Annotated in this window: 23 protein-coding genes; 14 read left to right on the top strand and 9 right to left on the bottom strand. The window is 51.5% G+C overall.

Annotation, left to right across the window (positions count from 1 at the left end; genetic code table 11):
* The 4 genes from trpCF to SBO83_RS03665 all read left to right on the top strand — a co-directional run bounded on the left by trpCF (position 1) and on the right by SBO83_RS03665 (position 3,958).
* Entirely contained in the window at positions 1 to 1,365 is a 1,365-nt protein-coding gene (trpCF, locus tag SBO83_RS03680; protein ID WP_396130479.1) for a bifunctional indole-3-glycerol-phosphate synthase TrpC/phosphoribosylanthranilate isomerase TrpF, read from the top strand.
* A gap of 44 nt (positions 1,366 to 1,409) precedes the next feature.
* Positions 1,410 to 2,600 (top strand): tryptophan synthase subunit beta, encoded by a 1,191-nt coding sequence (gene trpB, locus SBO83_RS03675; RefSeq protein ID WP_396130478.1) that lies wholly within the window; start codon positions 1,410 to 1,412, stop codon positions 2,598 to 2,600.
* The gene (gene trpA / locus SBO83_RS03670) at positions 2,600 to 3,406 is read left to right on the top strand and encodes a tryptophan synthase subunit alpha (protein WP_396130477.1); all 807 of its coding nucleotides are present in this window, start codon (positions 2,600 to 2,602) and stop codon (positions 3,404 to 3,406) included. Before trpB ends, trpA begins: the two co-directional genes overlap by 1 nt.
* A 237-nt stretch (positions 3,407 to 3,643) precedes the next feature.
* On the top strand, positions 3,644 to 3,958 hold the full coding sequence (locus tag SBO83_RS03665) for a BON domain-containing protein (RefSeq protein ID WP_034790995.1): 315 nt from the start codon (positions 3,644 to 3,646) through the stop codon (positions 3,956 to 3,958).
* Between the two features lie 84 nt (positions 3,959 to 4,042).
* Here the strand turns inward: SBO83_RS03665 and ompW are convergent, their stop codons facing one another.
* Entirely contained in the window at positions 4,043 to 4,675 is a 633-nt protein-coding gene (gene ompW, locus SBO83_RS03660; protein WP_353502361.1) for an outer membrane protein OmpW, read from the bottom strand.
* A 288-nt stretch (positions 4,676 to 4,963) separates the two neighbouring features.
* Here ompW and SBO83_RS03655 point away from each other — a divergent pair, with 288 nt between their 5' ends.
* The 4 genes from SBO83_RS03655 (at position 4,964) to yciA (ending at position 7,366) form a co-directional block, all read left to right on the top strand.
* Positions 4,964 to 5,365 (top strand): YkgJ family cysteine cluster protein, encoded by a 402-nt coding sequence (locus SBO83_RS03655; protein WP_396130476.1) that lies wholly within the window; start codon positions 4,964 to 4,966, stop codon positions 5,363 to 5,365.
* A gap of 102 nt (positions 5,366 to 5,467) precedes the next feature.
* Entirely contained in the window at positions 5,468 to 6,220 is a 753-nt protein-coding gene (locus SBO83_RS03650) for a YciC family protein (protein WP_396130475.1), read from the top strand.
* A 96-nt stretch (positions 6,221 to 6,316) separates the two neighbouring features.
* A complete protein-coding gene (locus SBO83_RS03645; protein ID WP_100937215.1) occupies positions 6,317 to 6,856 on the top strand; it encodes a septation protein A in 540 nt (179 codons plus the stop codon).
* Between the two features lie 69 nt (positions 6,857 to 6,925).
* Positions 6,926 to 7,366, top strand: coding sequence for an acyl-CoA thioester hydrolase YciA (gene yciA, locus SBO83_RS03640; RefSeq protein WP_034791002.1), 441 nt, complete (start codon positions 6,926 to 6,928; stop codon positions 7,364 to 7,366).
* A 78-nt stretch (positions 7,367 to 7,444) separates the two neighbouring features.
* Here the strand turns inward: yciA and SBO83_RS03635 are convergent, their stop codons facing one another.
* A complete protein-coding gene (locus SBO83_RS03635; RefSeq protein ID WP_396130474.1) occupies positions 7,445 to 8,188 on the bottom strand; it encodes an energy transducer TonB in 744 nt (247 codons plus the stop codon).
* A 1-nt stretch (position 8,189) separates the two neighbouring features.
* Here SBO83_RS03635 and SBO83_RS03630 point away from each other — a divergent pair, with 1 nt between their 5' ends.
* The 3 genes from SBO83_RS03630 (at position 8,190) to SBO83_RS03620 (ending at position 9,004) form a co-directional block, all read left to right on the top strand.
* Complete coding sequence (locus SBO83_RS03630) at positions 8,190 to 8,414, top strand: hypothetical protein (RefSeq protein ID WP_353502365.1); 225 nt, start codon at positions 8,190 to 8,192, stop codon at positions 8,412 to 8,414.
* Entirely contained in the window at positions 8,402 to 8,698 is a 297-nt protein-coding gene (locus SBO83_RS03625; protein ID WP_353502366.1) for a YciI family protein, read from the top strand. Before SBO83_RS03630 ends, SBO83_RS03625 begins: the two co-directional genes overlap by 13 nt.
* Positions 8,699 to 8,842: 144 nt before the next feature.
* On the top strand, positions 8,843 to 9,004 hold the full coding sequence (locus SBO83_RS03620; protein ID WP_218586968.1) for a YnfU family zinc-binding protein: 162 nt from the start codon (positions 8,843 to 8,845) through the stop codon (positions 9,002 to 9,004).
* Here the strand turns inward: SBO83_RS03620 and SBO83_RS03615 are convergent, their stop codons facing one another.
* Positions 9,005 to 9,187 carry a YciY family protein gene (locus SBO83_RS03615; protein ID WP_072009887.1) on the bottom strand — a complete coding sequence of 61 codons (183 nt, stop codon included), beginning with the start codon at positions 9,185 to 9,187 and terminating at the stop codon, positions 9,005 to 9,007.
* A 271-nt stretch (positions 9,188 to 9,458) separates the two neighbouring features.
* Between SBO83_RS03615 and cls the strand changes: the two genes are divergently transcribed.
* Both cls and SBO83_RS03605 read left to right on the top strand, forming a co-directional pair.
* Positions 9,459 to 10,919: a cardiolipin synthase gene (gene cls, locus SBO83_RS03610; RefSeq protein ID WP_034791010.1), complete on the top strand. Its 1,461-nt coding sequence runs from the start codon at positions 9,459 to 9,461 to the stop codon at positions 10,917 to 10,919.
* 71 nt (positions 10,920 to 10,990) lie between these two features.
* Entirely contained in the window at positions 10,991 to 11,314 is a 324-nt protein-coding gene (locus SBO83_RS03605) for an HI1450 family dsDNA-mimic protein (protein ID WP_013575941.1), read from the top strand.
* A 188-nt stretch (positions 11,315 to 11,502) separates the two neighbouring features.
* Here the strand turns inward: SBO83_RS03605 and oppF are convergent, their stop codons facing one another.
* From oppF to SBO83_RS03575, 6 genes are all read right to left on the bottom strand, one after another.
* The gene (gene oppF, locus SBO83_RS03600) at positions 11,503 to 12,540 is read right to left on the bottom strand and encodes a murein tripeptide/oligopeptide ABC transporter ATP binding protein OppF (RefSeq protein ID WP_051899470.1); all 1,038 of its coding nucleotides are present in this window, start codon (positions 12,538 to 12,540) and stop codon (positions 11,503 to 11,505) included.
* A complete protein-coding gene (locus SBO83_RS03595; protein WP_396130473.1) occupies positions 12,537 to 13,562 on the bottom strand; it encodes an ABC transporter ATP-binding protein in 1,026 nt (341 codons plus the stop codon). The genes oppF and SBO83_RS03595 overlap by 4 nt, the downstream gene beginning before the upstream one ends.
* Before the next feature lie 11 nt (positions 13,563 to 13,573).
* Positions 13,574 to 14,482: an oligopeptide ABC transporter permease OppC gene (oppC, locus tag SBO83_RS03590; RefSeq protein ID WP_034791020.1), complete on the bottom strand. Its 909-nt coding sequence runs from the start codon at positions 14,480 to 14,482 to the stop codon at positions 13,574 to 13,576.
* Positions 14,483 to 14,497: 15 nt separating this feature from the next.
* On the bottom strand, positions 14,498 to 15,418 hold the full coding sequence (gene oppB, locus SBO83_RS03585; RefSeq protein ID WP_396130472.1) for an oligopeptide ABC transporter permease OppB: 921 nt from the start codon (positions 15,416 to 15,418) through the stop codon (positions 14,498 to 14,500).
* 176 nt (positions 15,419 to 15,594) lie between these two features.
* Positions 15,595 to 17,241 (bottom strand): oligopeptide ABC transporter substrate-binding protein OppA, encoded by a 1,647-nt coding sequence (oppA, locus tag SBO83_RS03580; protein ID WP_396130471.1) that lies wholly within the window; start codon positions 17,239 to 17,241, stop codon positions 15,595 to 15,597.
* 1,164 nt (positions 17,242 to 18,405) lie between these two features.
* Positions 18,406 to 19,053, bottom strand: coding sequence for a YchE family NAAT transporter (locus SBO83_RS03575; RefSeq protein WP_353502371.1), 648 nt, complete (start codon positions 19,051 to 19,053; stop codon positions 18,406 to 18,408).
* Positions 19,054 to 19,583: 530 nt separating this feature from the next.
* On the opposite strand from SBO83_RS03575, the gene adhE reads away from it, so the two are divergent.
* Positions 19,584 to 22,259, top strand: a complete 2,676-nt coding sequence (gene adhE / locus SBO83_RS03570; protein WP_396130470.1) for a bifunctional acetaldehyde-CoA/alcohol dehydrogenase — start codon at positions 19,584 to 19,586, stop codon at positions 22,257 to 22,259.
* Positions 22,260 to 22,308: the final 49 nt, after the last annotated feature.

The following is a 22,308-nucleotide window of genomic DNA, read 5'->3' as shown; positions in this document are numbered from 1 at the left end:
ATGCAGAAGGAAACCGTGCTTAACAAGATTGTTGCTGATAAAGCAATTTGGGTTGCAGCACGTAAAGAACAGCAACCTCTGGCGAGTTTTCAAAACGAGATAAAGCCCAGCGAGCGCAACTTTTACGACGCACTGCAAGGAGCACGAACAGCGTTCATCCTTGAGTGCAAAAAGGCATCCCCTTCCAAGGGCACCATTCGCGAGAACTTTGACCCGGTAGAGATTGCCGGCGTCTATAAAGAGCACGCTTCCGCTATCTCGGTGTTAACCGATGAGAAGTATTTCCAGGGCAGCTTTGATTTCCTGCCGCTGGTGAGCAACGCCGTGACGCAGCCGGTGTTGTGCAAAGACTTCATCATCGACCCTTATCAAATTTATCTGGCTCGCCATTATCAGGCGGATGCCATTTTGCTGATGCTCTCGGTGCTCAGCGACGAACAGTATGTCCAGCTGGCCGCCGTGGCGCACAGCCTGAAGCTGGGTATTCTGACCGAAGCCAGTAATGAAGAAGAGTTAGACCGCGCCGTGCAGCTGAAAGCGCGCGTGGTGGGCATTAATAACCGTGACCTGCGCGACCTGTCGATTGACCTCGACCGCACTCGCCAGCTGGCACCGCGCGTGCCGCACGGCGTGACGGTGATCAGCGAATCAGGCATTAACACCTATGGTCAAATCCGCGAACTGAGCCGCTTCGCCAATGGTTTTCTGATTGGCAGCGCCCTGATGTCCGAACCTGACCTGAGCGCCGCAGTGCGCCGCGTCACCTTAGGCGATAATAAGGTCTGTGGCCTTACTCGCCCGCAGGACGCCTCGGTAGCCCATCAGGCGGGAGCCATTTACGGCGGATTGATCTTCGTCGAAGCCTCTCCGCGCTACGTCACGCTGGATAAAGCCCTCGACGTGCAGGCCGGCGCGCCGCTGAAATACGTCGGCGTGTTCCGCGATCATGCGCCAGGCAGCGTGGCCAACATCGCTAATAACTTACAGCTCGCCGCCGTTCAACTTCACGGCAGCGAAGATCAAAGCTACATCGACAGCCTGCGCCCGCTTCTTCCGGCAGACTGCCAGATTTGGAAAGCGCTGAGCGTCAAAGAGACCATGCCAGCGCGCGAACTGAATCAGGTTGACCGTTACGTGCTCGACAACGGCAAAGGCGGCACGGGCCAGCGTTTTGACTGGAGCAAGCTGGCCGGGCAAGACCTGAGCAACGTTTTATTAGCCGGTGGGCTAGGCGCAGATAACTGCGTTGAAGCCGCCCAGCTAGGCTGCGCGGGGCTGGATTTTAATTCCGGCGTTGAACGCGAGCCGGGCATCAAAGATGCCGACAAGATCACTGCGGTATTCCAGACGTTACGGGCTTATTAAACTCCCCTTAGCGATGAAAAAATTGACAGACAGGATGGAATAACATGACTTTACTAAATCCCTACTTCGGCGAATTCGGTGGTATGTATGTACCGCAGATTTTGATGCCTGCGCTAACGCAATTAGAAGAAGCCTTCGTCAGCGCCCAGCGTGACCCGGAGTTTCAGGCCGAGTTTATCGACCTGCTAAAGAACTACGCGGGTCGTCCGACGGCCCTGACGTTGTGCAAAAATCTGACCGCCGGTACTAATACCAAGCTGTACCTCAAGCGTGAAGATTTGCTGCACGGCGGCGCGCACAAAACTAACCAAGTGCTGGGTCAGGCTCTACTGGCGAAGCGCATGGGCAAAACTGAGATCATTGCCGAAACCGGCGCGGGTCAACACGGCGTGGCTTCGGCACTGGCCTGTGCCCTGCTCGGTCTGAAATGCCGCATTTACATGGGTGCCAAAGACATTGAGCGCCAGTCGCCGAACGTGTTCCGTATGCGTTTGATGGGCGCGGAAGTGATCCCGGTGCACAGCGGCTCCTCCACGCTGAAAGATGCGTGTAACGAGGCACTGCGCGACTGGTCTGGAAGCTATGAAACCGCGCACTACATGCTCGGCACGGCGGCAGGCCCGCACCCATATCCAACCATCGTGCGTGAATTCCAACGCATGATTGGTGAAGAAACCAAGGCGCAGATGCTTGAGCGCGAAGGTCGCCTGCCGGACGCGGTCATTGCCTGCGTGGGCGGCGGTTCCAACGCCATCGGCATGTTCGCCGACTTTATCGATGAAACCACCGTTAAGCTGATTGGCGTTGAACCAGCGGGCCTCGGGATTGAAACCGGGCAGCACGGCGCGCCGTTGAAACACGGCCACGTGGGTATCTATTTCGGCATGAAAGCCCCGATGATGCAGACCTCAGAAGGCCAAATCGAAGAGTCTTACTCGATTTCCGCCGGTCTGGACTTCCCCTCCGTCGGCCCGCAGCACGCCTTCCTGAACAGCATTGGCCGTGCCGACTATGTTTCAATCACTGATGATGAAGCACTGGACGCGTTCAAAGCGCTGTCGCGCAGCGAAGGCATCATCCCGGCGCTTGAGTCCTCTCACGCACTGGCTTATGCCCTGAAACTGATTAAAGAGACGCCGCAGAAAGAGCAAATTCTGGTGGTTAACCTGTCTGGCCGTGGTGATAAAGACATCTTTACCGTCCACGACATCCTGTCCGCGCGGGGAGAAATCTAATGGAACGTTATCAACAATTATTCAAGCGTCTGGAAAGCAAAAAAGAAGGCGCTTTCGTTCCCTTCGTTACGCTGGGCGATCCGGGCGTGGAGCTGTCGCTGTCTATCATCGATACGCTGATTGAAGCCGGTGCCGACGCCTTAGAGCTGGGTATTCCCTTCTCTGATCCCCTGGCCGACGGCCCGACCATTCAGGATGCAAACCTGCGCGCTTTCGCCGCCGGTGTTACGCCAACCCAGTGCTTTGGCATGTTGCAACGCATTCGAGAAAAGCACCCGGACATCCCGATTGGCCTGCTGATGTACGCCAATCTGGTGTTCCACAACGGCATTGATACTTTCTATCAGCGCTGCGCCGAAGTGGGCGTGGACTCCGTGCTGGTCGCCGACGTGCCGTTTGAAGAGTCAGCGCCATTCCGTGCCGCAGCCATGCGCCACGGCATCGCGCCAATCTACATCTGCCCGCCGAACGCTTCAGATGACCTGCTGCGCGAGATCTCTTCTCACGGCCGTGGCTACACCTACCTGCTGTCACGCGCGGGCGTTACAGGTACTGAGAAACGCGGCCTGCTGCCATTGAACCACTTGGTCGATAAGCTGCGTGAATATAACGCGGCTCCGCCACTGCAAGGCTTCGGTATCTCTGAACCTTCTCAGGTCAAAGAGACGCTGGCCGCAGGTGCAGCAGGCGCTATCTCCGGCTCGGCTACCGTGCGCATCATCGAAAACAATCTCCACCAGCCGTCCGAAATGCTGGCCCAGCTCTCGCGCTTCACCAGTGAGATGAAAGCCGCGACTCGCGCCTGAGTCATTTCCACGCTTTAAAGCCCAAGGCCTTATCTGTTTGCACAGATAAGGCCTTGTTTCTTTATGAGTAAAATGAGACGGAACGTGCTTTTTTTATCTTGATGAGTTTGTATATCCGGCGACCTTACACCACAATCATACTACCCGCAGGATCCGTTCTGTTTGAGTGACCGCGCGGGAAGTGCGCGTTATGAATGATAAATGGTGAGTTTCAAACCTAGCATGGAGAGTTATTTTATGAAGCTATTCAAGACTTTGTCAGCATTTTGCATGGCAGCGGTGGTAGTGATGTCCGTTGCGGCCTGTGCTCCTACCCAGAAATCTGAAGGGACCGGCGGCTATATCGACGACACCGTGGTGACCACCAAAGTTAAGTCTGCACTGTTGGCCGACAAAAACATTAAATCGCGTGAAATTAGCGTGGAAACCTTCAAAGGCCGCGTACAGTTGAGTGGCTTTGTGACCTCAACGGCCGAGGCGAATCGCGCAGTGGAAGTGACGCGTGGCGTGGCGGGTGTGAAATCGATTGAAAATGATACGCGGGTGAAATAACCCAAGTTTTGATGCACAACGTCAAACATCATAGAGGCGCCGAGAGCGCCTCTTTTTTTTGGATATTCACACCAGACGGATGGATCAGAAACGATAACCCGCGGCGAACATAAATACCCAAGGGTCGATGCGCGTATGGATTGACTGATCTTCCCCTGCTGCTTTGAATTTGATGTCAGTGTCGATGTCCATCCACCAGACCGACATGTTCAGCAGCCAGTTGTCATTCAGGTTGTAATCCATCCCGACCTGCGTCGCCACGCCCCACGAGTCTTTAACGCTCAAATCTGACAAGCCGGCATCGCGCCCGGTTTGGTTGAAATCAGCATCATAGAAGGTGGTGTAGTTGACGCCCAGACCGACATAAGGACGCAATTTATCCTGACGGTCGCCAAAGTAGTATTGCGCCATTAATGAAGGCGGCAGCTGTTTCACTTCAGCAATGGTGCCAGTGCTGTTTAAACCGACTTTATGCTTGAAAGGCGTGGCGCCCAGTAACTCCACGCCAATGTTGTCGGTAAACATATATCCCAGCGTTAACCCCATCTGAGTATTGTTATCAATGTTGAACGATCCCAGACCCATAACGTTGTCTGACCCTTCGGTCGGGCGTACCGTTGCGGTACCAACGCGAAAAATGATATCTCCAGCCTGATTTGCACTGGCGATTGACGGCAGAACTGCCGCCGCGAGAAGAACCCAAGATGCTGCTTTCATATCCATTCCCTTTATGTGGATTTATCACCTGCACGAATATACCTACTCTGGGTTAGGAATTGATCCGTGTCGGGTCACATCTTTAAATGATTTATTTAGAAAATGCATCCCTCGCAATTCATTCTAAACCTTTAAAAAACAAGGAATTGATCTAGATCAAAATAACCCCTTCACCTGCCACCTCTCAACCTTGATAAATATCTATTGCTTAAAAAAAATGGCCTGAGTAATTTGCTTGCTCGTAGGTTGGTTTTGGGTCAGTGCCGTGAGGAGTCGGTGGCGTCCAAGATGAGCGAAATTAACAATCCCTGTGTATCCTGTGGCGCATGCTGCGCTTACTTCCGCGTTTCCTTTTATTGGGCTGAATCTGAAGAAGCCGGAGGCGTGGTCCCTCAGGCTTTAACTGAGCAAGTCACCCCCTTTCTAAGTTGTATGCAAGGCACCAACAGTAAATCTCCGCGCTGCGTGGCGCTGGAGGGTGAGATTGGCCAGTCTGTGTCCTGTTCTATTTACCTCAATCGCCCGACGCCCTGTCGTGAGTTCGACCAATCGGGTTTGAACGGCGTGGGTAACGAATCCTGTGATCGCGCGCGGGCCAAATATGGTTTACCGCCGTTGGAGATGGAGATCCCCCTGTCACTGGTGGCCGCAGCCATCATGCCGGATCCGGTTAGCTATCACGTCGATTGATAAGAAATCAGTGAGATAACCTATGGCGGGGTGCCACCTGTTCACATTACAGGGTACAATCCCCGCCTGATTGTCTTTTGATTATTTTGCCAAGGAGCGTTCATGCCTATCGCGGCCAATACCTTGTACCGTGACAGTTTTAATTTCCTGCGTAATCAGTTCACCAGCATCCTGCTGTTGGCGTTACTGACCGCGCTGATCACCGTCATTTTGAATCAGATTTTCACTCCAAGCGCTGAACAGCTCAGCCTGCTGAGTGCTAACAGCGATGATTTGTCCGGTACCGCAGGCATGAGCCTTCAGGAACTTATTCAGAACATGTCGCCTGAACAGCAAATGGTGCTGTTGAAAGTCTCCGGTGCGGCCACCTTCTCCGCGCTGGTCGGCAACGTGCTGTTAGTGGGCGGGATGCTGACGCTGATTCAGATGGTGTCCAGCGGGATGCGCACCAGCGCCCTGCGCTCAATTGGTGCTTCCGCGCCAATCCTGCCTCGCCTGCTGGGCCTGATGCTACTTTGTACTCTGCTGGTGCAGTTGGGTATCACCCTGTTCGTGGTGCCGGGCGTGCTGGTGGCGGTGGCGGTTTCGCTGTCGCCGGTGATTAGCAGCGTCGAAAGAATGGGCGTCTTTAAGTCGATTAAAGTCAGCAGCAAGCTGGCCTTTAGCAATGCGCGCCTGGTGCTGCCAGCGATTATGTTCTGGCTGGCTGCCAAGATGCTGGTACTGCTGGCGGTGAGCCATCTGAGCGCCCTGCCAACCATGGCGGCGACCATTGTCTTAAGTACGTTGAGCAACCTGATCTCAGCTTTCCTGCTGATCTACTTGTTCCGTCTGTACTCCAAATTGCGTGCCTAATCTCGGCGATGACAAAAGGGTGCTCTGGCGCCCTTTTCTTTTGTCGAAGAAATGATTCCGGTATAGTCAAACCCTACATTAGCTATGGAATGAAGTATGAAGCAGCTCCTCGATTTTCTTCCCTTGGTGGTCTTTTTTGTTTTTTATAAGCTTTACGACATTTATTACGCGTCCGGTGCGCTGATTGTCGCCACCGCCCTCGCGCTGATTTTCACGTGGATTAAATACCGTAAAGTGGAGAAAATGACGCTGATCACCTTCGCCATGGTCGCCATTTTCGGCACCCTGACGCTGGTCTTCCATAATGATGAATTCATTAAATGGAAAGTGACGGTGATTTACGTGCTGTTCTCCGGCGCACTGCTGGTCAGCCAGCTGATCCTGAAAAAGCCGCTGATTCAGCGCATGCTGGGCAAAGAACTGACCCTGCCGGATCACGTCTGGAACAAGCTGAACGTCAGCTGGGCAATCTTCTTCCTGCTGTGCGGATTAGCAAATATTTACGTTGCTTTCTGGTTACCGCAAGAAGTATGGGTTAACTTCAAAGTGTTCGGCCTGACCGTGCTCACGCTGGTCTTTACCCTGCTGAGTGGGGTCTACATTTACCGGCATATGCCGGACGAAGAAAAAAAATAAGCATTCTCCTGCATGGGTCTTTCTGCTTGAAAGACCTTAATTTTGATTAATTCAGTGTGAAGCAACTCAATGAACGAAAAACATAGCTTACCTAATGGTGAAATGGTGTTGCGTACACTGGCTATGCCAGCGGATACCAATGCTAACGGTGATATTTTTGGCGGATGGCTGATGTCACAAATGGACATGGGCGGCGCGATCCAGGCGAAGGAAATCGCTAAAGGCCGCGTGGTGACTGTTCGTGTTGACGGCATGACGTTTCTGAAGCCCGTTGCTGTAGGTGATGTTGTATGTTGTTACGCACGCTGTATTCGAACCGGTAACAGTTCGATTACCATCAATGTGGAAGTGTGGGTGAAGAAGGTTTCTTCTGAGCCTATTGGTCAGCGCTATCGCGCCACCGAGGCCGTGTTTACCTACGTGGCCGTGGATGATGAAGGCAAGTCACGCAAACTGCCAGATGGCAGAAGCAACTTCAGCGTAGACTCTGACGGCGTTTCGCAGGACTAAGCCGCCGGTTAAAGCCGCGCCATAAACAAAAAGGTCGCCCTAAGAGGCGACCTTTTTGTTTTTCACTTGGCGGCGATGTTACTCGACGGTGGATCCGCCGTTGATTTTAAACACCAAGTTGACTACCAGATTGTTGGCGGCTTTCGGCTCATAGCGCCATTTACGCATCGCCTGTTTCACCTCGCGTTCAAACATATTGCGCGGCTCGGCGGACAGAATGCGGATGTTATCTACCCGACCGTCACTGTCCACGTCAAACTGCACTCGCACACGCCCTTCTATCTGCAACGCGAAGGCTCGGGCCGGATACTGTGGCTTAGAGCGATCTAACGGGCGCGGCCCGCTGCTGGCACTTGGCGTGGACTGCGCTGGCGGCTGAGCCGCAGGCTTGATGTCCGGCTTGCTGTTGTTGAACGGCGACGCGTCATCGGTGACTTTCGGCTTCTCAACCTTTTGTACCGGCTTCTCAACAGGTTTCACTTTCGGCTTCGGCTTCTCAACCGGCTTTTTGACCGGCTTAGGTTTTGGCTTCGGCTCAGGAAGCGCGACGGCCTCTGGCGGCGGTGGCGGTTCCGGCTTCACTTCTGGCTCGGGTTCTGGCTCTGGCTCTGGCTCCGGTTGCACCTGTGGTTTCGGCGGCGGAGCGAAATCCGCTGGGTTCACCATGGTCACGCTCATGACCTGCTGCTCTTGTTTGGGCAGTGTCACGGCGTCCTTCATGGTGACATAAAGCAAGGCACCAATAACCGCGCTGTGGAAGGCGACAGAAAATACCAGTGGCAGTGTGACCTTGCGAACAAATCTAAACTTTTTTAGCGGCATAATGAGTCTGTTTCCCCGTGAAGCCGCAAGTTTAAATGCAAATAGCAATCATATTCAACACCGCAATGACAACTATTCTCAAATCAAAGCTGAATTGATCCAACGCAAAGCACTTTCCAGCGACTACGGGTTTCGCTATGGTGTTAACACCTGCCGTGATGACAGGCATTTCGCGTTATTCCCTGTTAAAGCTAATGATTTTAAAGGTGATGCATGCTCTATGTAATTTATTCTGAAGATGTACCCGACTCTTTGGAAAAACGTGCCGCTGCGCGTCCTGCACACGTCGAACGTTTGCAAAAGCTCCATGATGAAGGCCGCGTGATCGTCGCTGGCCCAACGCCTGCAATTGACAGTGCAGATCCGGGCGCGGCAGGCATGACCGGTTCAGTGGTTATCATTGAATTTGAAACCCTGAAAGATGCTCAGACCTGGGCCGATGCTGACCCTTACGTTGCCGCTGGCGTCTATAAAAGCGTGACCGTGAAGCCGTTTAAGCGTGTTTTCTAACACCGCGCTTGAAATAATAAAGGCCACTCAGGTGGCCTCTTTTTTTGCTGGTACTCAGGGATATGTCACAGACGCTAAAGCAATCACAGTGTACGAGCAGTGGCTGTGTTAGACTGCCTCTCCCTACCCCAGAGGTAAGCTACTATGTCATTCTTCGACGGATTGAAGTTTCTTTCTAGCCAGAAAACTAAAGTCACCTGCCCGGAATGTAAAGCGGTGAGTGAACAAATGAGCACCAAAGTGCGCAAGAATTCAACGCTGGTCTGCCCGAAATGCGGTGCTTTATTTCAACCGAAATCACAGTGATCACGAGCGCCATTCATAAGTAACGGCATATAAAGAAAGACGTTGATGCTGCTGATGGTGAATCTGCCGAATGCGGTAGATGTGGCGATAACGTCTTGATTGACCTTCCAGCCAGCGGCTTCTGCGGCGCTGAGACTGGCGTAGCATGCGCCAGCGCCCTACTTCATTCTTACTACGTTTCATGCACATTGTTCCCGTTGACAACTTTCCCTGCGTTTTAAAACGCAGAATGCGTGCACATTATAGGCCGATGAAATTGTGATCCAAGCCCTGTTTCACCCTAATGTGTCAGTTATCAGCTACCCTTGATGACAATCAGATGAAATTCACGGTTTCTGATAATGATTTCGGAGGTAGCTGATTGATTGAAAGGTTTAAATTCGTTAAAAAGTTTCCCCTTTCACCGACTCTGCGTACACTCTCTCAACGGCTTGCGAACAGGACTTTTCGCCCAATGACAACTTTTTATGCGGTAATTAGCTGGCTTCTTATTTTTGGCTACTGGTTACTGATTGCCGGCGTGACGCTGCGCATTTTAATGAAGCGCCGCGCGGTGCCTTCGGCTATGGCATGGCTGCTGATCATTTATATTATTCCGTTGGTCGGCATTATCGCCTACCTGTCGTTTGGGGAGTTGCATCTTGGGAAACGGCGTGCAGAACGCGCCAAGGCGATGTGGCCTTCTACCGCGCGCTGGCTGAATGATCTAAAAGGCTGTCATCGCATTTTCGCCACCGAAAATAGCGAGATTGCCAGCTCACTGTTTCAGCTTTGCGAACGCCGTCAGGGCATCGCGGGCGTGAAAGGCAACCAGCTGCAACTGCTGACCACTAGCGATGACACGCTGCACGCCATGATGCGTGACATCGAACTGGCGCGGCATAACATCGAGATGGTGTTCTATATCTGGCAACCCGGCGGTTTGGTCGATCAGGTGGCTGAATCCCTGATGGCGGCCTCGCGTCGCGGTATTCACTGCCGCCTGATGCTCGACTCCGCGGGCAGTGTCGCCTTCTTCCGCAGCCCTTATCCCGCCATGATGCGCAACGCCGGTATCGAAGTGGTCGAGGCGCTGAAAGTCAGCCTGTGGCGAGTCTTCTTGCGCCGCATGGATTTGCGCCAGCACCGTAAAGTGGTGCTGATCGACAACTATGTGGCTTATACAGGCAGCATGAACATGGTCGATCCGCGCTATTTCAAACAGGACGCGGGCGTGGGTCAGTGGGTCGATTTGATGGCGCGTATGGAAGGCCCGGTGGCGACCACCATGGGCATCGTCTACTCCTGCGACTGGGAAATCGAAACCGGCAAACGCATTCTGCCGCCCGAGCCTGACGTCAATCAGATGCCGTTTGAGCAAGAGAGCGGCCACACCATTCAGGTCATCGCCTCCGGCCCGGGCTTCCCTGAGGATATGATCCATCAGGCGCTGCTCACCGCCTCGTATTCGGCGCGCGAGCAGTTGGTGATGACTACCCCTTATTTCGTGCCGAGCGACGATTTGCTGCATGCGATCTGTACCGCAGCCCAGCGCGGCGTTGACGTCAGCATCGTTATGCCGATGAAGAACGACTCGATGATGGTCGGCTGGGCCAGCCGCGCCTTCTTCAACGAGCTGTTGGAAGCCGGCGTGAAAATCTACCAGTTCGAAGATGGCTTGCTGCATACCAAGAGCATTCTGGTCGACGGCCAACTCAGTCTGGTGGGCACCGTGAACCTCGACATGCGCAGCCTGTGGCTGAACTTCGAAATCACGCTGGTGATTGATGATGACGGCTTTGGCAACGATTTGGCGCAGGTGCAGGCCGACTATATCGCCCGCTCGCACTTGCTGGACGTCGAAGCCTGGTTAAAACGCCCCTTCTGGCATCGCATTATTGAACGGCTGTTCTACTTTTTCAGCCCGCTGCTGTAAAAGCCGCAGCGAGAATGTTCTAATAGCCCGAGACACTCTTTTATTGATCACCATTTATTGATAGGAACGTTATGGATTTAAATAACCGCCTGACCGAAGACGAAACCCTTGAGCAAGCCTATGACATTTTTCTGGAACTGGCGGGCGACAATCTCGATCCGGCGGATATCTTGATCTTCAATCTGCAATTTGAAGAGCGCGGCGGTGCCGAACTGTATGACCCGGCCGAAGATTGGGTTGAGCACGTGGATTTCGACCTGAACCCGGACTTCTTCGCCGAAGTGGTTATCGGGCTGGCCGATGCTGAAGATCAGCCGATTAATGATATTTTCGCGCGCGTTCTGCTGTGCCGCGAAAAAGACCACAAGCTGTGCCATATTTTGTGGAAAGAATAATCCCCCTGCTTCCTTCAACCTGACTCGGCGTTGGCTGCCGACATTCACCCCGGTCACATACTGATGTATGCTCCCAGAGTTCATGCCGTTGCCGCCTTGATTCAGGTCGAATGATTTTGGGGATAGATTTGATAAAAAAAACCTGCCATGGGCAGGTTTTTTTATGCTTCAAGACTGGCGCCAGTGGCTTAGAGCGGGTCCACTTTCAAGCAAGAGACCGCGTGGCGGAAGCTGCCTTCCAGCAGTGGCCGAGTTACCGCGCACTCTGGGCCAGCAATCGGGCAGCGGGTGCGGAACACGCAGCCTGACGGCGGGTTGATTGGCGACGGCAAGTCCCCTTCCAACAGCTGAATCACTTTATTGCGTTCTTTGTCCGGGTCTGGAACCGGCACGGCTGACATCAATGCGCGGGTGTAAGGGTGTTGAGGATTGTGGTACACCTCATCGTAAGTCCCTAACTCCACGGCGTGACCGAGGTACATCACCAGTACGCGGTCGGAGATGTGTTTCACCACCGCCAGGTCATGCGCGATGAAGATCAGCGACAGGCCCATTTCACGCTGCAAGTCTTGCAGCAGGTTCACCACCTGCGCCTGAATCGACACGTCGAGGGCAGAAACCGGCTCGTCACAGATAATCAGCTTCGGCTCGAGGATCAGCGCGCGGGCGATACCAATACGCTGACACTGGCCGCCGGAGAACTCGTGCGGATAACGGTTGATCAGGTTTGGCAGCAGGCCAACCTTCAGCATCATCGCCTTCACTTTCTCTTTAACCTGAGAGCGAGGCATTTTCGGGTGATAGGTTTTCAGCGGCTCGGCAATGATTTCGCCGATGGTCATGCGCGGGTTAAGCGACGCCAGCGGGTCCTGGAAAATCATCTGAATGTCGCTACGGGTGTGTTGCCACTCCGCCGCAGACATGCCCAGCAGGTCTTTACCCAACCAGGCCACTTTGCCATCGGTGGCTTTCACCAGACCGATAATGGCGCGGGCGAAGGTCGATTTGCCGCAGCCTGACTCACCCACAACACCCAGAGTTTCCCCTTCATACAGGCGCAGCGTCACGCCATCCACCGCTTTCAGGGTTTTGGATGGCTGCCAGAACCACTGTTTACCATCTTTGATATCAAAGTGGACTTTTAAATCCGCCACTTCCAGCAGGACTTTTTTGTCTGGTGGCGCTTCGTGCTTAGACGGGCTGTGAATTACTGTGTGATCTGTCATACCAACTCCTCAACCGGCTTAAAGCAGGCGCGTAAACGCCCTTCACCGAAACGCTCCAGTGGAGGTGCGGTGTTACAGATTTCCATCGCGTACTGGCAGCGAGGCTGGAATGGGCAGCCTTTTGGCAAGCGCAGCAGGTTTGGCGGGTTACCGGCAATGGTGGTCATCATGCCACCCTCGGAATCCAAACGAGGAACGGCATTAAGCAGGCCGATAGAGTAAGGATGAGACGGCTGGTAGAACACGTCGCGCGCCTGACCATATTCCATGGTGCGCCCGGCGTACATCACCAGCACTTTGTCACAGATCCCGGCAACCACGCCCAGGTCATGGGTGATCATGATGATGGCGGTGTTGAACTCGCTCTTCAGCTCATTCAGCAAGGTCATGATCTGCGCCTGCACGGTGACGTCCAGCGCGGTAGTCGGTTCGTCAGCAATCAGCAGTTTTGGTCGGCACAGCAGCGCCATGGCAATCATCACGCGCTGGCGCATACCGCCAGAGAACTCGTGCGGGAACATCTTCATGCGCTTGCGCGCTTCAGGCATTTTCACCGCGTCCAGCATGCGCACTGATTCGTCGAAGGCTTCGCGACGGCTCATATTCTTGTGCAGCATCAGGACTTCCATCAACTGCTCGCCAACGCGCATGTACGGGTTCAGCGAGGTCATTGGATCCTGAAAAATCATCGAAATCTGCTCGGCACGCAGCTTGTTAAGCTCGCGCGGCGGCAGGTTCAAGATTTCACGGCCGTTAAATTTAGCCGAACCGCCAATGCGGCCGTTGCTTGCCAGCAGGCCCATCAGCGCAAACGCGGTCTGGGATTTGCCCGAGCCGGACTCCCCTACGATGCCCAGTGTTTCACCAGCACGCAGGTCAAAGTTCAGATCGTTAACTGCCGTAACGTCGCCGTCTGGCGTGCCGAAGGTCACGCGCAGGTCTTTCACATCAAGCAGGATTGGCGGCGCTTTGCCGTCAACGGACGCCGGTGACGCGAAAGTTGAATGTTCAATGGTGCTCATGATTGCACTCCTTAACGATCTTTCGGGTCGAGGGCATCACGCAGGCCATCGCCGATAAAATTGAAACAGAACAGAGTTACAACCAGGAAGCCTGCCGGGAACAGCAGTAACCAAGGTGAAACTTCCATAGAGTTGGCACCGTCGCTCAGCAACGCACCCCAACTGCTTAACGGTTCTTGCGTACCCAATCCCAAGAAGCTGAGGAAGGATTCGAATAAGATCATGCTCGGTACCAGCAGTGAGGCGTAAACCACCACCACGCCCAGTACGTTTGGCACGATGTGGCGCAGAACGATGTTGCGGGTAGACACCCCGCTCACCAGCGCCGCTTCGATAAACTCTTTACGCTTGAGGCTCAGAGTCTGTCCACGCACGATACGCGCCATGTCCAGCCATGAAACCATGCCGATAGCGACGAAAATCAGCAAAATGTTTTGGCCGAAGAAGGTCACTAGCAGGATAACGAAAAACATGAATGGGAAGGAGTTGAGGATCTCCAGGAAGCGCATCATCGCGGAGTCAATTTTGCCACCAAGGTAGCCGGAAACTGTGCCATATAAGGTGCCCAGAATAACCGCGACCAGTGCTGCCGCCACGCCCACCATCAGAGAGATACGCCCGCCGATGGCCACGCGTACCAGCAAATCACGGCCCGAGGAGTCGGTACCGAAATAGTGGTGAGAAGCAAAGTCCGGCGCAGCTGACATCATATTCCAGTCAGTATCTGCGTAGGCAAATTGTGAAATCATTGGCGCGAAGGTCACGAATAACGCAATCACCGCCAACACGATAAGACTGGTGACAGCCGCGCGGTTGCTGATGAAACGGCGACGCGCGTCCTGCCATAAGCTGCGGCCTTCAACTTCCATCTTTTCGGTGAAGTTTTCCAGAGCTTCGCTGTTTTTCTTACTTAACATCATTGATAAGCTCCAGCATTAATAACGGATTTTTGGATCGATAACGGCGTAAAGCACGTCGACGATCGCATTGAACAAGATGGTCAGTGCGCCAACCAAAATGGTCAGACTCAGTACCAGCGAGTAGTCACGGTTAAGTGCACCGTTAACAAACAGCTGGCCGATGCCCGGCAATCCGAAAATGCTTTCGATAACCATTGAGCCGGTGATGATACCGACGAAGGCAGGTCCCATGTAGGACAGTACCGGCAACAGTGCAGGCTTCAACGCGTGGCGCATAATAATGCGGCGCAGCGGTAAACCTTTGGCACGCGCTGTACGGATAAAGTTGGAGTGCAAGACTTCAATCATTGAACCGCGGGTAATACGCGCGATGCTGGCGATATAGGCCAGTGACAGAGCCACCATTGGCAAGATCATAAATTTGATCCCACCGCCGTTCCAACCCCCGCCCGGTAACCACTTCAGGGTAATGGCGAAAATCAGCACCAATAAAGGTGCCACCACAAAACTCGGGATAACAACGCCGGTCATGGCTACCCCCATTACCGTGTAATCCCATTTAGTGTTCTGATTAAGCGCGGCAATCACGCCGGCGGAAACACCAAATACAATCGCCATGACGAAAGCAGCCAGACCCAATTTCGCAGAAACCGGGAAAGAGGCGGCGACCAGATCATTAACGGTATAGTCTTTATATTTGAACGACGGGCCGAAATCACCTTTCGCCAGTTGCCCTAAATAGTTGAAGTACTGCTTATAGATTGGATCATTGAGATGATATTTCGCCTCAATGTTCGCCATAACTTCTGGCGGAAGATTACGCTCACCTGAAAATGGACTTCCCGGTGCGAGACGCATCATAAAAAACGAGATGGTAATTAAGATGAATAGCGTCGGAATCGCTTCCAGACAGCGGCGTAAAATAAACTTTAACATTGCCCGTACCTGTTTCTAAGCCTGCACTACAGCTTGATAGTTTTGGCTTTATCGCCGCAATAATAAAAATATTGCGACGGTGGCTCTCTGCTTCAGCGCTGAAACGGTCAGCGCCAAGAACGATACCTTTATCAAAAATAGGCAGGGCATCTCGGGGATACCCTGCCAGACACTAATTAGTGTTTGATAATGTACAGATCTTTAACGTAGACGTTGTCCTGTGGATCTTTACCGGTGTAACCACCCACGTATGGTTTCACCAGACGGGCGTTCACGTAGTAATAAACAGGCACGATGGCGGAATCTTTGTCCAGTTGCTGTTCAGCTTTCTGGTACAGCGAAGCGCGCTCTTCGTCAGTCTTGGCAGTAAGAGTGTCAGCAATCGCTTTGTCGAAGGCTGCGCTCTTATAGTGAGCCGTGTTGTTGCTGCTGTTAGACAACAGCATGTTCAGGAAGGATGAAGGTTCGTTGTAGTCAGAACACCATGCCGCACGAGAAACATCGAAGTTACCCTGATGACGGGTATCCAGGAAGGTTTTCCACTCTTGGTTTTCCAGCTGAACGTTAACGCCCAGGTTTTTCTTCCAAATTGCCGCTGCGGCGATTGCCAGCTTCTTGTGCAGGTCAGACGTGTTGTAAAGCAGTTTGAAGGTCAATGGCTTAGCGTCGGTATAACCGGCTTCTGCCAACAGTTTCTTCGCCTGTGCATTACGTTGATCCTGAGTTTCTTTGAACCAGGCTGGAGGAGTCAGTTTGCCGTCAGCGCCGTCAGTATATGGCGGGGTGAAGCCGTAAGCTGGCAGATCGCCCTGGGCTTTAACTTTTTCAACAATGATGTCGCGATCCAGACCCAGTTTCAGAGCTTCACGAACGCGTTCGTCGGTGAATGGCGCTTTCTGGTTGTTGATTTCGTAATAATAAGTACACAGATATGGGTCAACATGGACTTCAGTTGGGATCTCTTTCTTCAGTTTCTGGAACAGTTCGATCGGCATGTTGTTGTAAGTCATGTCGATTTCGCCGCTGCGGTAGCGGTTAACGTCAGTCACTTCTGAAGAGATTGGCAGATAAGTTACCTGATTGATAACAGTGTCTTTGTTATCCCAATATTGTGGGTTACGTTCCAGAACGATACGTTCGTTGACGGTCCAGGTTTTCAGTTTATAAGCGCCGTTGCTCACGTAGTTTTCTGGCTGAGTCCATTTGTCGCCAAATTTCTCAACAGCATTTTTGTTTACCGGCTTCATCGCGGTGTGAGACAGCATTTTAACGAAGTAAGGAACTGGCTCAGTCAGAGTCACTTCCAGAGTATGGTCGTCGATAGCCTTCACGCCCAGAGTGTCAGGGCTTTTCTTACCGGCAATGATGTCATCGATGTTAGCGATGTGACCATATTGCAGGTAGCTTTCGTATGGGGATGCAGTTTTCGGGTCAGCCAGGCGCTGCCAGCTATAAACGAAGTCCGCAGCAGTCACTGGGTCGCCGTTGGACCATTTAGCGTCTTTACGCAGGTGGAAAGTCCACACTTTAAAGTCTTTGTTGTCCCAAGTTTCAGCTACGCCTGGGATCACGTGGCCGTCAGCGTTAGAGGTGTTAACCAGGCCTTCCAGCAGGTCACGGATAACGTTGGACTCTGGCACACCTTCCACTTTATGTGGGTCAAGGGATTGCACTTCAGAACCGTTGTTACGAACCAGTTCTTGTTTGTCAGCCAGTTGCACACCGGCTGGAACGGTAGCAGCAAAAGCGCTTCCCGCGGTCGCCACGCCCAATGCTGCTAATACGCAGGCAGCGAGGATAGTTTTCTTTGTGATGTTGGTCATTTTATATTCAACTCCAGTTTTTATTATGAACTTGCGCACGATGGAGCAAGATAAACCCTTGCTGGGCTTTTGGTTAATCGCGGGCAGGAACGAATTACCCGATAGAAAAACCGCATGTATTTAGTCGCTGTGAATAAGACGACTATCACCTACTACATTTCTAACTTTTGAAGTTTGAGACTGTTAATCGTCTTTCATCTTCAGAGATCCTTTAAGGAAGACCCCGCTCCTTTTGCTCGCCCTGTTGATTAGTATTTCACGCAGTGTGGTAATACCTTTTTCAAACACGGCAGGCTAATGCTTAATTTGACTTAACAATGCAATTTCAGACGAACACTCTCGGACTGCAGTTTTTAGCAGCCTGAAAAAAGAATTTTAATGGGAACTAATGTGCAGCGTTTCTGACTTAAACGAAGACATGCATCAACAGTGCCAAGGAGTGCTTTTGGGAAAAGCAGTGACACTAAAAGCGCGTTGGCTCTGTAAGGATGCAAAGTTTCGACCACGACATTCTCCAACAACAAATGAAATTGCTAAATTTAAATCTCTTTGCAAGATCCATTCTCACTTCGGCATAAGCCCGAAACAACTTTCCATTTGTGAAGACGTCCCGAAAATTATCAGAAGCCTGTTAACTGCGCCAATAAATTTTGCGAAAATGTTACGCGTTTCTCCTTTACTGGGCTTGGAAGTCATTTAGCCGTCTGGCATGCCAGTAAGAGGATCTTATATAACGTGTTGTTTTTATTCTGTTTTAACCGATTTACAACCTACAACCATCTTACGCTTCTGTTTAAAAATTCGACTGATACAAAAAGTTAACATTTTGTAGGTTTGAAGAATAAATGGCTGTTTCTGACAGAGTAAACACTAATAACATCTCGATACAGCATGCACAAGCCCTACAGAATGATGTGGTTAAATTAACATCGATTCGGGCAGAGAAAGTCATAAAAAAGGGATTTTTTGGGGAGGGAAACGTATAGAAATAGCTGTTTGAGTTATAAATAGGCTCAGGAAAGGAGTTTAAGCCACATTTAGGTGCAACTGGTCATAAATAAGTCATTAGTTGCACTATATTGAGGCATTCGGTTATTAGCAAAGTTAATACAGTAGACACAAATAACCGAATGTTTAGAAAGATAAAGAGTAGCCCAAAGAATATTATTGCAGCAGACCAGGGAAAATAGCTTTAATCCCGGTCACGATAAACTCAATACCCAGCGACATCAGCAGCAAGCCCATAATACGGGTGATGACGTTAATGCCGGTCTGTCCAAGCAGTCTCACCAATAAAGGTGCCGCGCGGAACAGCAACCAACAGCTGAAAGCAAAGAGCGCAATGGCTACGGTCAAACCCAACAGGTTCTGCCAGCCGTGGAAACGTGAACTCCAGACAATGGTCGAACTGATGGCACCCGGCCCCGCCATTAAAGGTAACGCTAATGGCACAACCCCGACGTTTTCGCGGATCGCCGTTTCCGACTTCTCCTGCTTGTTCTGTTTATCCTCGCCTAACTTCCCGCTAATCATCGACATCGCAATGGACACCACCAAAATGCCGCCCGCGATACGGAAAGAATCAATAGAGATGCCGAAGATATGCAAAATGGCGTCGCCGAGGAATAAAGCTGTCCACAATATAATGGCAACCGACAGGTTGGCGGTCATATTGGTTTTATTTCTACCGGCGGCGGCTTGGTAGCTGGTCATGCTAATAAAGACCGGCAAGATCCCCACGGGGTTAACCAATGCGAATAGCCCGACGAAAAATTTAATATAGCCTGAAAGATCTAACAGAGATTGGCTCACGCAGAACTCCGCACAACACGCCAGAAGAGGAAGGTTTCAATGGGCGCTAATGTACTGTAATTGGCGCTGGGATTCCACGAGACTTTTTAGCGCGTACCACCAGATTTTTTAATATAAGCAGTGATTCATGCTAATGTTAAAAATAATAGGGGTCAATCCGACCAAAATTCGCACATTTTGTTAAATAAAAACGGGTTAATGATAACCAATCTCATCAATGGCCTGCTGAAAGGTGTCAGCAAGTCACTTTAGTGATCCAGATCAAAAATCGCCTGCCCCCAAGTGAGTATGCTTTTCACGTAGTCAGTGAGTAGGCGACAGGATAAACACCTTGCAAGCTGGCGAAGTTAACTCGTTTTCTCCTACAGGATGTTCAACCTTATTAAAAGCTGTTTGAGCAAATAATGAGACAGATGCAACCGACTGATAATAAATGTGTAAATTTGTATCGGACGGTATGTCATAGCACAGCTATACTGAATTCTGGCGGATTATTTACTAAAAGAGTTTAACTTTATCAGGAGAGCATTATGGCTGTAACAAATGTCGCTGAATTGAACGCACTCGTAGCACGAGTCAAAAAAGCCCAGCGCGAATATGCTAACTTCACCCAAGAGCAAGTTGATAAGATCTTTAGTGCCGCCGCGTTGGCCGCTGCTGATGCCCGTATCTTACTTGCGAAACTGGCTGTTGAAGAATCTGGAATGGGGATTGTTGAAGACAAAGTCATCAAAAACCACTTCGCCTCTGAATACATCTACAACGCTTACAAAGACGAAAAAACCTGCGGTATCCTGTCACAAGATGACACCTTCGGCACCATCACTATCGCTGAACCTATCGGCATCATCTGCGGTATCGTACCGACGACCAACCCAACTTCTACTGCGATTTTTAAAGCGCTGATCAGCTTAAAAACCCGTAACGGTATTATCTTCTCCCCACACCCACGCGCTAAAAATGCGACCAACAAAGCTGCAGATATTGTACTGCAGGCTGCTATCGCGGCGGGCGCACCAAAAGACCTGATTGGCTGGATTGACGAGCCAAGCGTTGAGCTTTCCAACCAACTTATGCATCACCCGGACATCAACCTGATCCTCGCTACCGGTGGTCCAGGCATGGTGAAAGCGGCATACAGCTCTGGTAAACCAGCCATCGGCGTAGGTGCAGGTAACACCCCGGTTGTGGTGGATGAAACCGCTGACATCAAACGCGTTGTTGCTTCTATCCTGATGTCCAAAACCTTCGATAACGGCGTTATCTGTGCTTCTGAACAGTCCATTATCGTGGTTGATTCCGTATATGACGCCGTTCGTGAGCGTTTCTCCACTCATGGCGGTTACTTGCTGCAAGGCAAAGAGCTGAAAGCAGTTCAAGACATCATCTTGAAAAATGGTGGCCTGAATGCCGCTATCGTGGGTCAGCCAGCGACTAAAATCGCTGAAATGGCCGGCATCAAAGTGCCTTCACACACCAAAGTATTAATTGGTGAAGTGAAAAACGTTGATGAGTCAGAGCCTTTTGCTCATGAAAAACTGTCCCCTACCCTCGCGATGTACCGCGCTAAGAACTTCGAAGACGCGGTAGAGAAAGCCGAGAAATTGGTAGAGATGGGCGGTATCGGCCATACCTCTTGCCTGTATACCGACCAGGACAATCAGCCAGAACGCGTAAACTATTTTGGCGACAAAATGAAAACCGCGCGCATCCTAATTAACACTCCAGCGTCTCAGGGTGGTATCGGTGACCTCTACAACTTCAAACTTGCTCCATCACTGACTTTAGGTTGCGGCTCATGGGGTGGTAACTCCATCTCTGAAAACGTCGGTCCTAAACATTTGATCAACAAGAAAACTGTAGCGAAGCGAGCAGAAAACATGTTGTGGCATAAACTTCCGAAATCTATCTACTTCCGTCGCGGTTCATTACCTATCGCTCTGGAAGAAGTGGCGACCGATGGTGCAAAACGCGCCTTTATCGTAACCGACCGTTTCCTGTTTAATGCCGGCTATGCCGACCAGATCACCAGCGTACTGAAAGGTCACGGCATCGAAACTGAAGTCTTCTTCGAAGTGGAGGCTGACCCAACGTTGAGCATCGTTCGCAAAGGTGCTGAGCAGATGAACTCCTTCAAACCAGACGTGATCATCGCACTGGGTGGGGGTTCACCAATGGACGCAGCCAAAATCATGTGGGTACTGTACGAACATCCGCAGACTCAGTTCGAAGATTTGGCACTGCGCTTCATGGACATCCGTAAACGTATCTACAAATTCCCGAAAATGGGTGTGAAAGCGAAAATGATCGCCGTCACCACCACTTCAGGTACGGGTTCAGAAGTCACGCCATTCGCCGTTGTAACCGACGATGCGACAGGTCAGAAATATCCACTGGCTGACTACGCGTTAACACCAGACATGGCTATCGTTGATGCCAATCTGGTGATGAACATGCCTAAGTCACTCTGTGCCTTCGGTGGTCTGGACGCAGTCACTCACGCACTGGAAGCTTACGTTTCTGTTCTGGCTAACGAATACTCAGACGGTCAGGCTCTGCAAGCGCTGAAACTGCTGAAAGAGTTCCTGCCAGCCAGCTACAAAGACGGCGCGAAAAACCCAGTGGCTCGTGAACGTGTTCACAATGCTGCGACCATCGCGGGTATCGCGTTCGCCAACGCCTTCTTGGGTGTCTGTCACTCCATGGCCCACAAATTGGGTTCAGAGTTCCACATCCCACACGGCCTTGCTAACGCGATGTTGATTGCCAACGTTATTCGCTATAACGCCAATGACAATCCGACTAAACAGACCGCTTTCAGCCAATACGACCGTCCACAAGCGCGGCGTCGCTATGCAGAAGTTGCTGACCATTTAGGTCTGAGTGCACCGGGCGACCGTACTGCACAGAAAATTGAGAAACTGCTGAACTGGCTGGATGAAATCAAAGCTGAGCTGGGTATCCCAACCTCTATTCGCGAAGCGGGTGTTCAAGAAGCTGACTTCCTGGCGAAAGTGGACAAACTGTCTGAAGATGCCTTTGATGACCAGTGTACCGGTGCTAACCCACGTTACCCACTGATCTCCGAGCTGAAACAGATTCTGATGGACACTTACTACGGTCGTAAATTCACCGAAGAAGAAGAGGCAGAAGTGGTTACTACTGCTCCAGTATTTAAAGCTGAAAAGAAGTCCGCTAAAAAATAATCATTAAGTGAAGATTAAAAAGTGATTATGAAAAAACCCGCCTTATGGC

It is taken from the genome of Ewingella allii (assembly GCF_044430645.1).
In the GTDB taxonomy this organism is placed as follows: Bacteria; Pseudomonadota; Gammaproteobacteria; order Enterobacterales; family Enterobacteriaceae; genus Ewingella; species Ewingella allii.
This window is presented reverse-complemented; position numbering and strand designations above follow the sequence as displayed.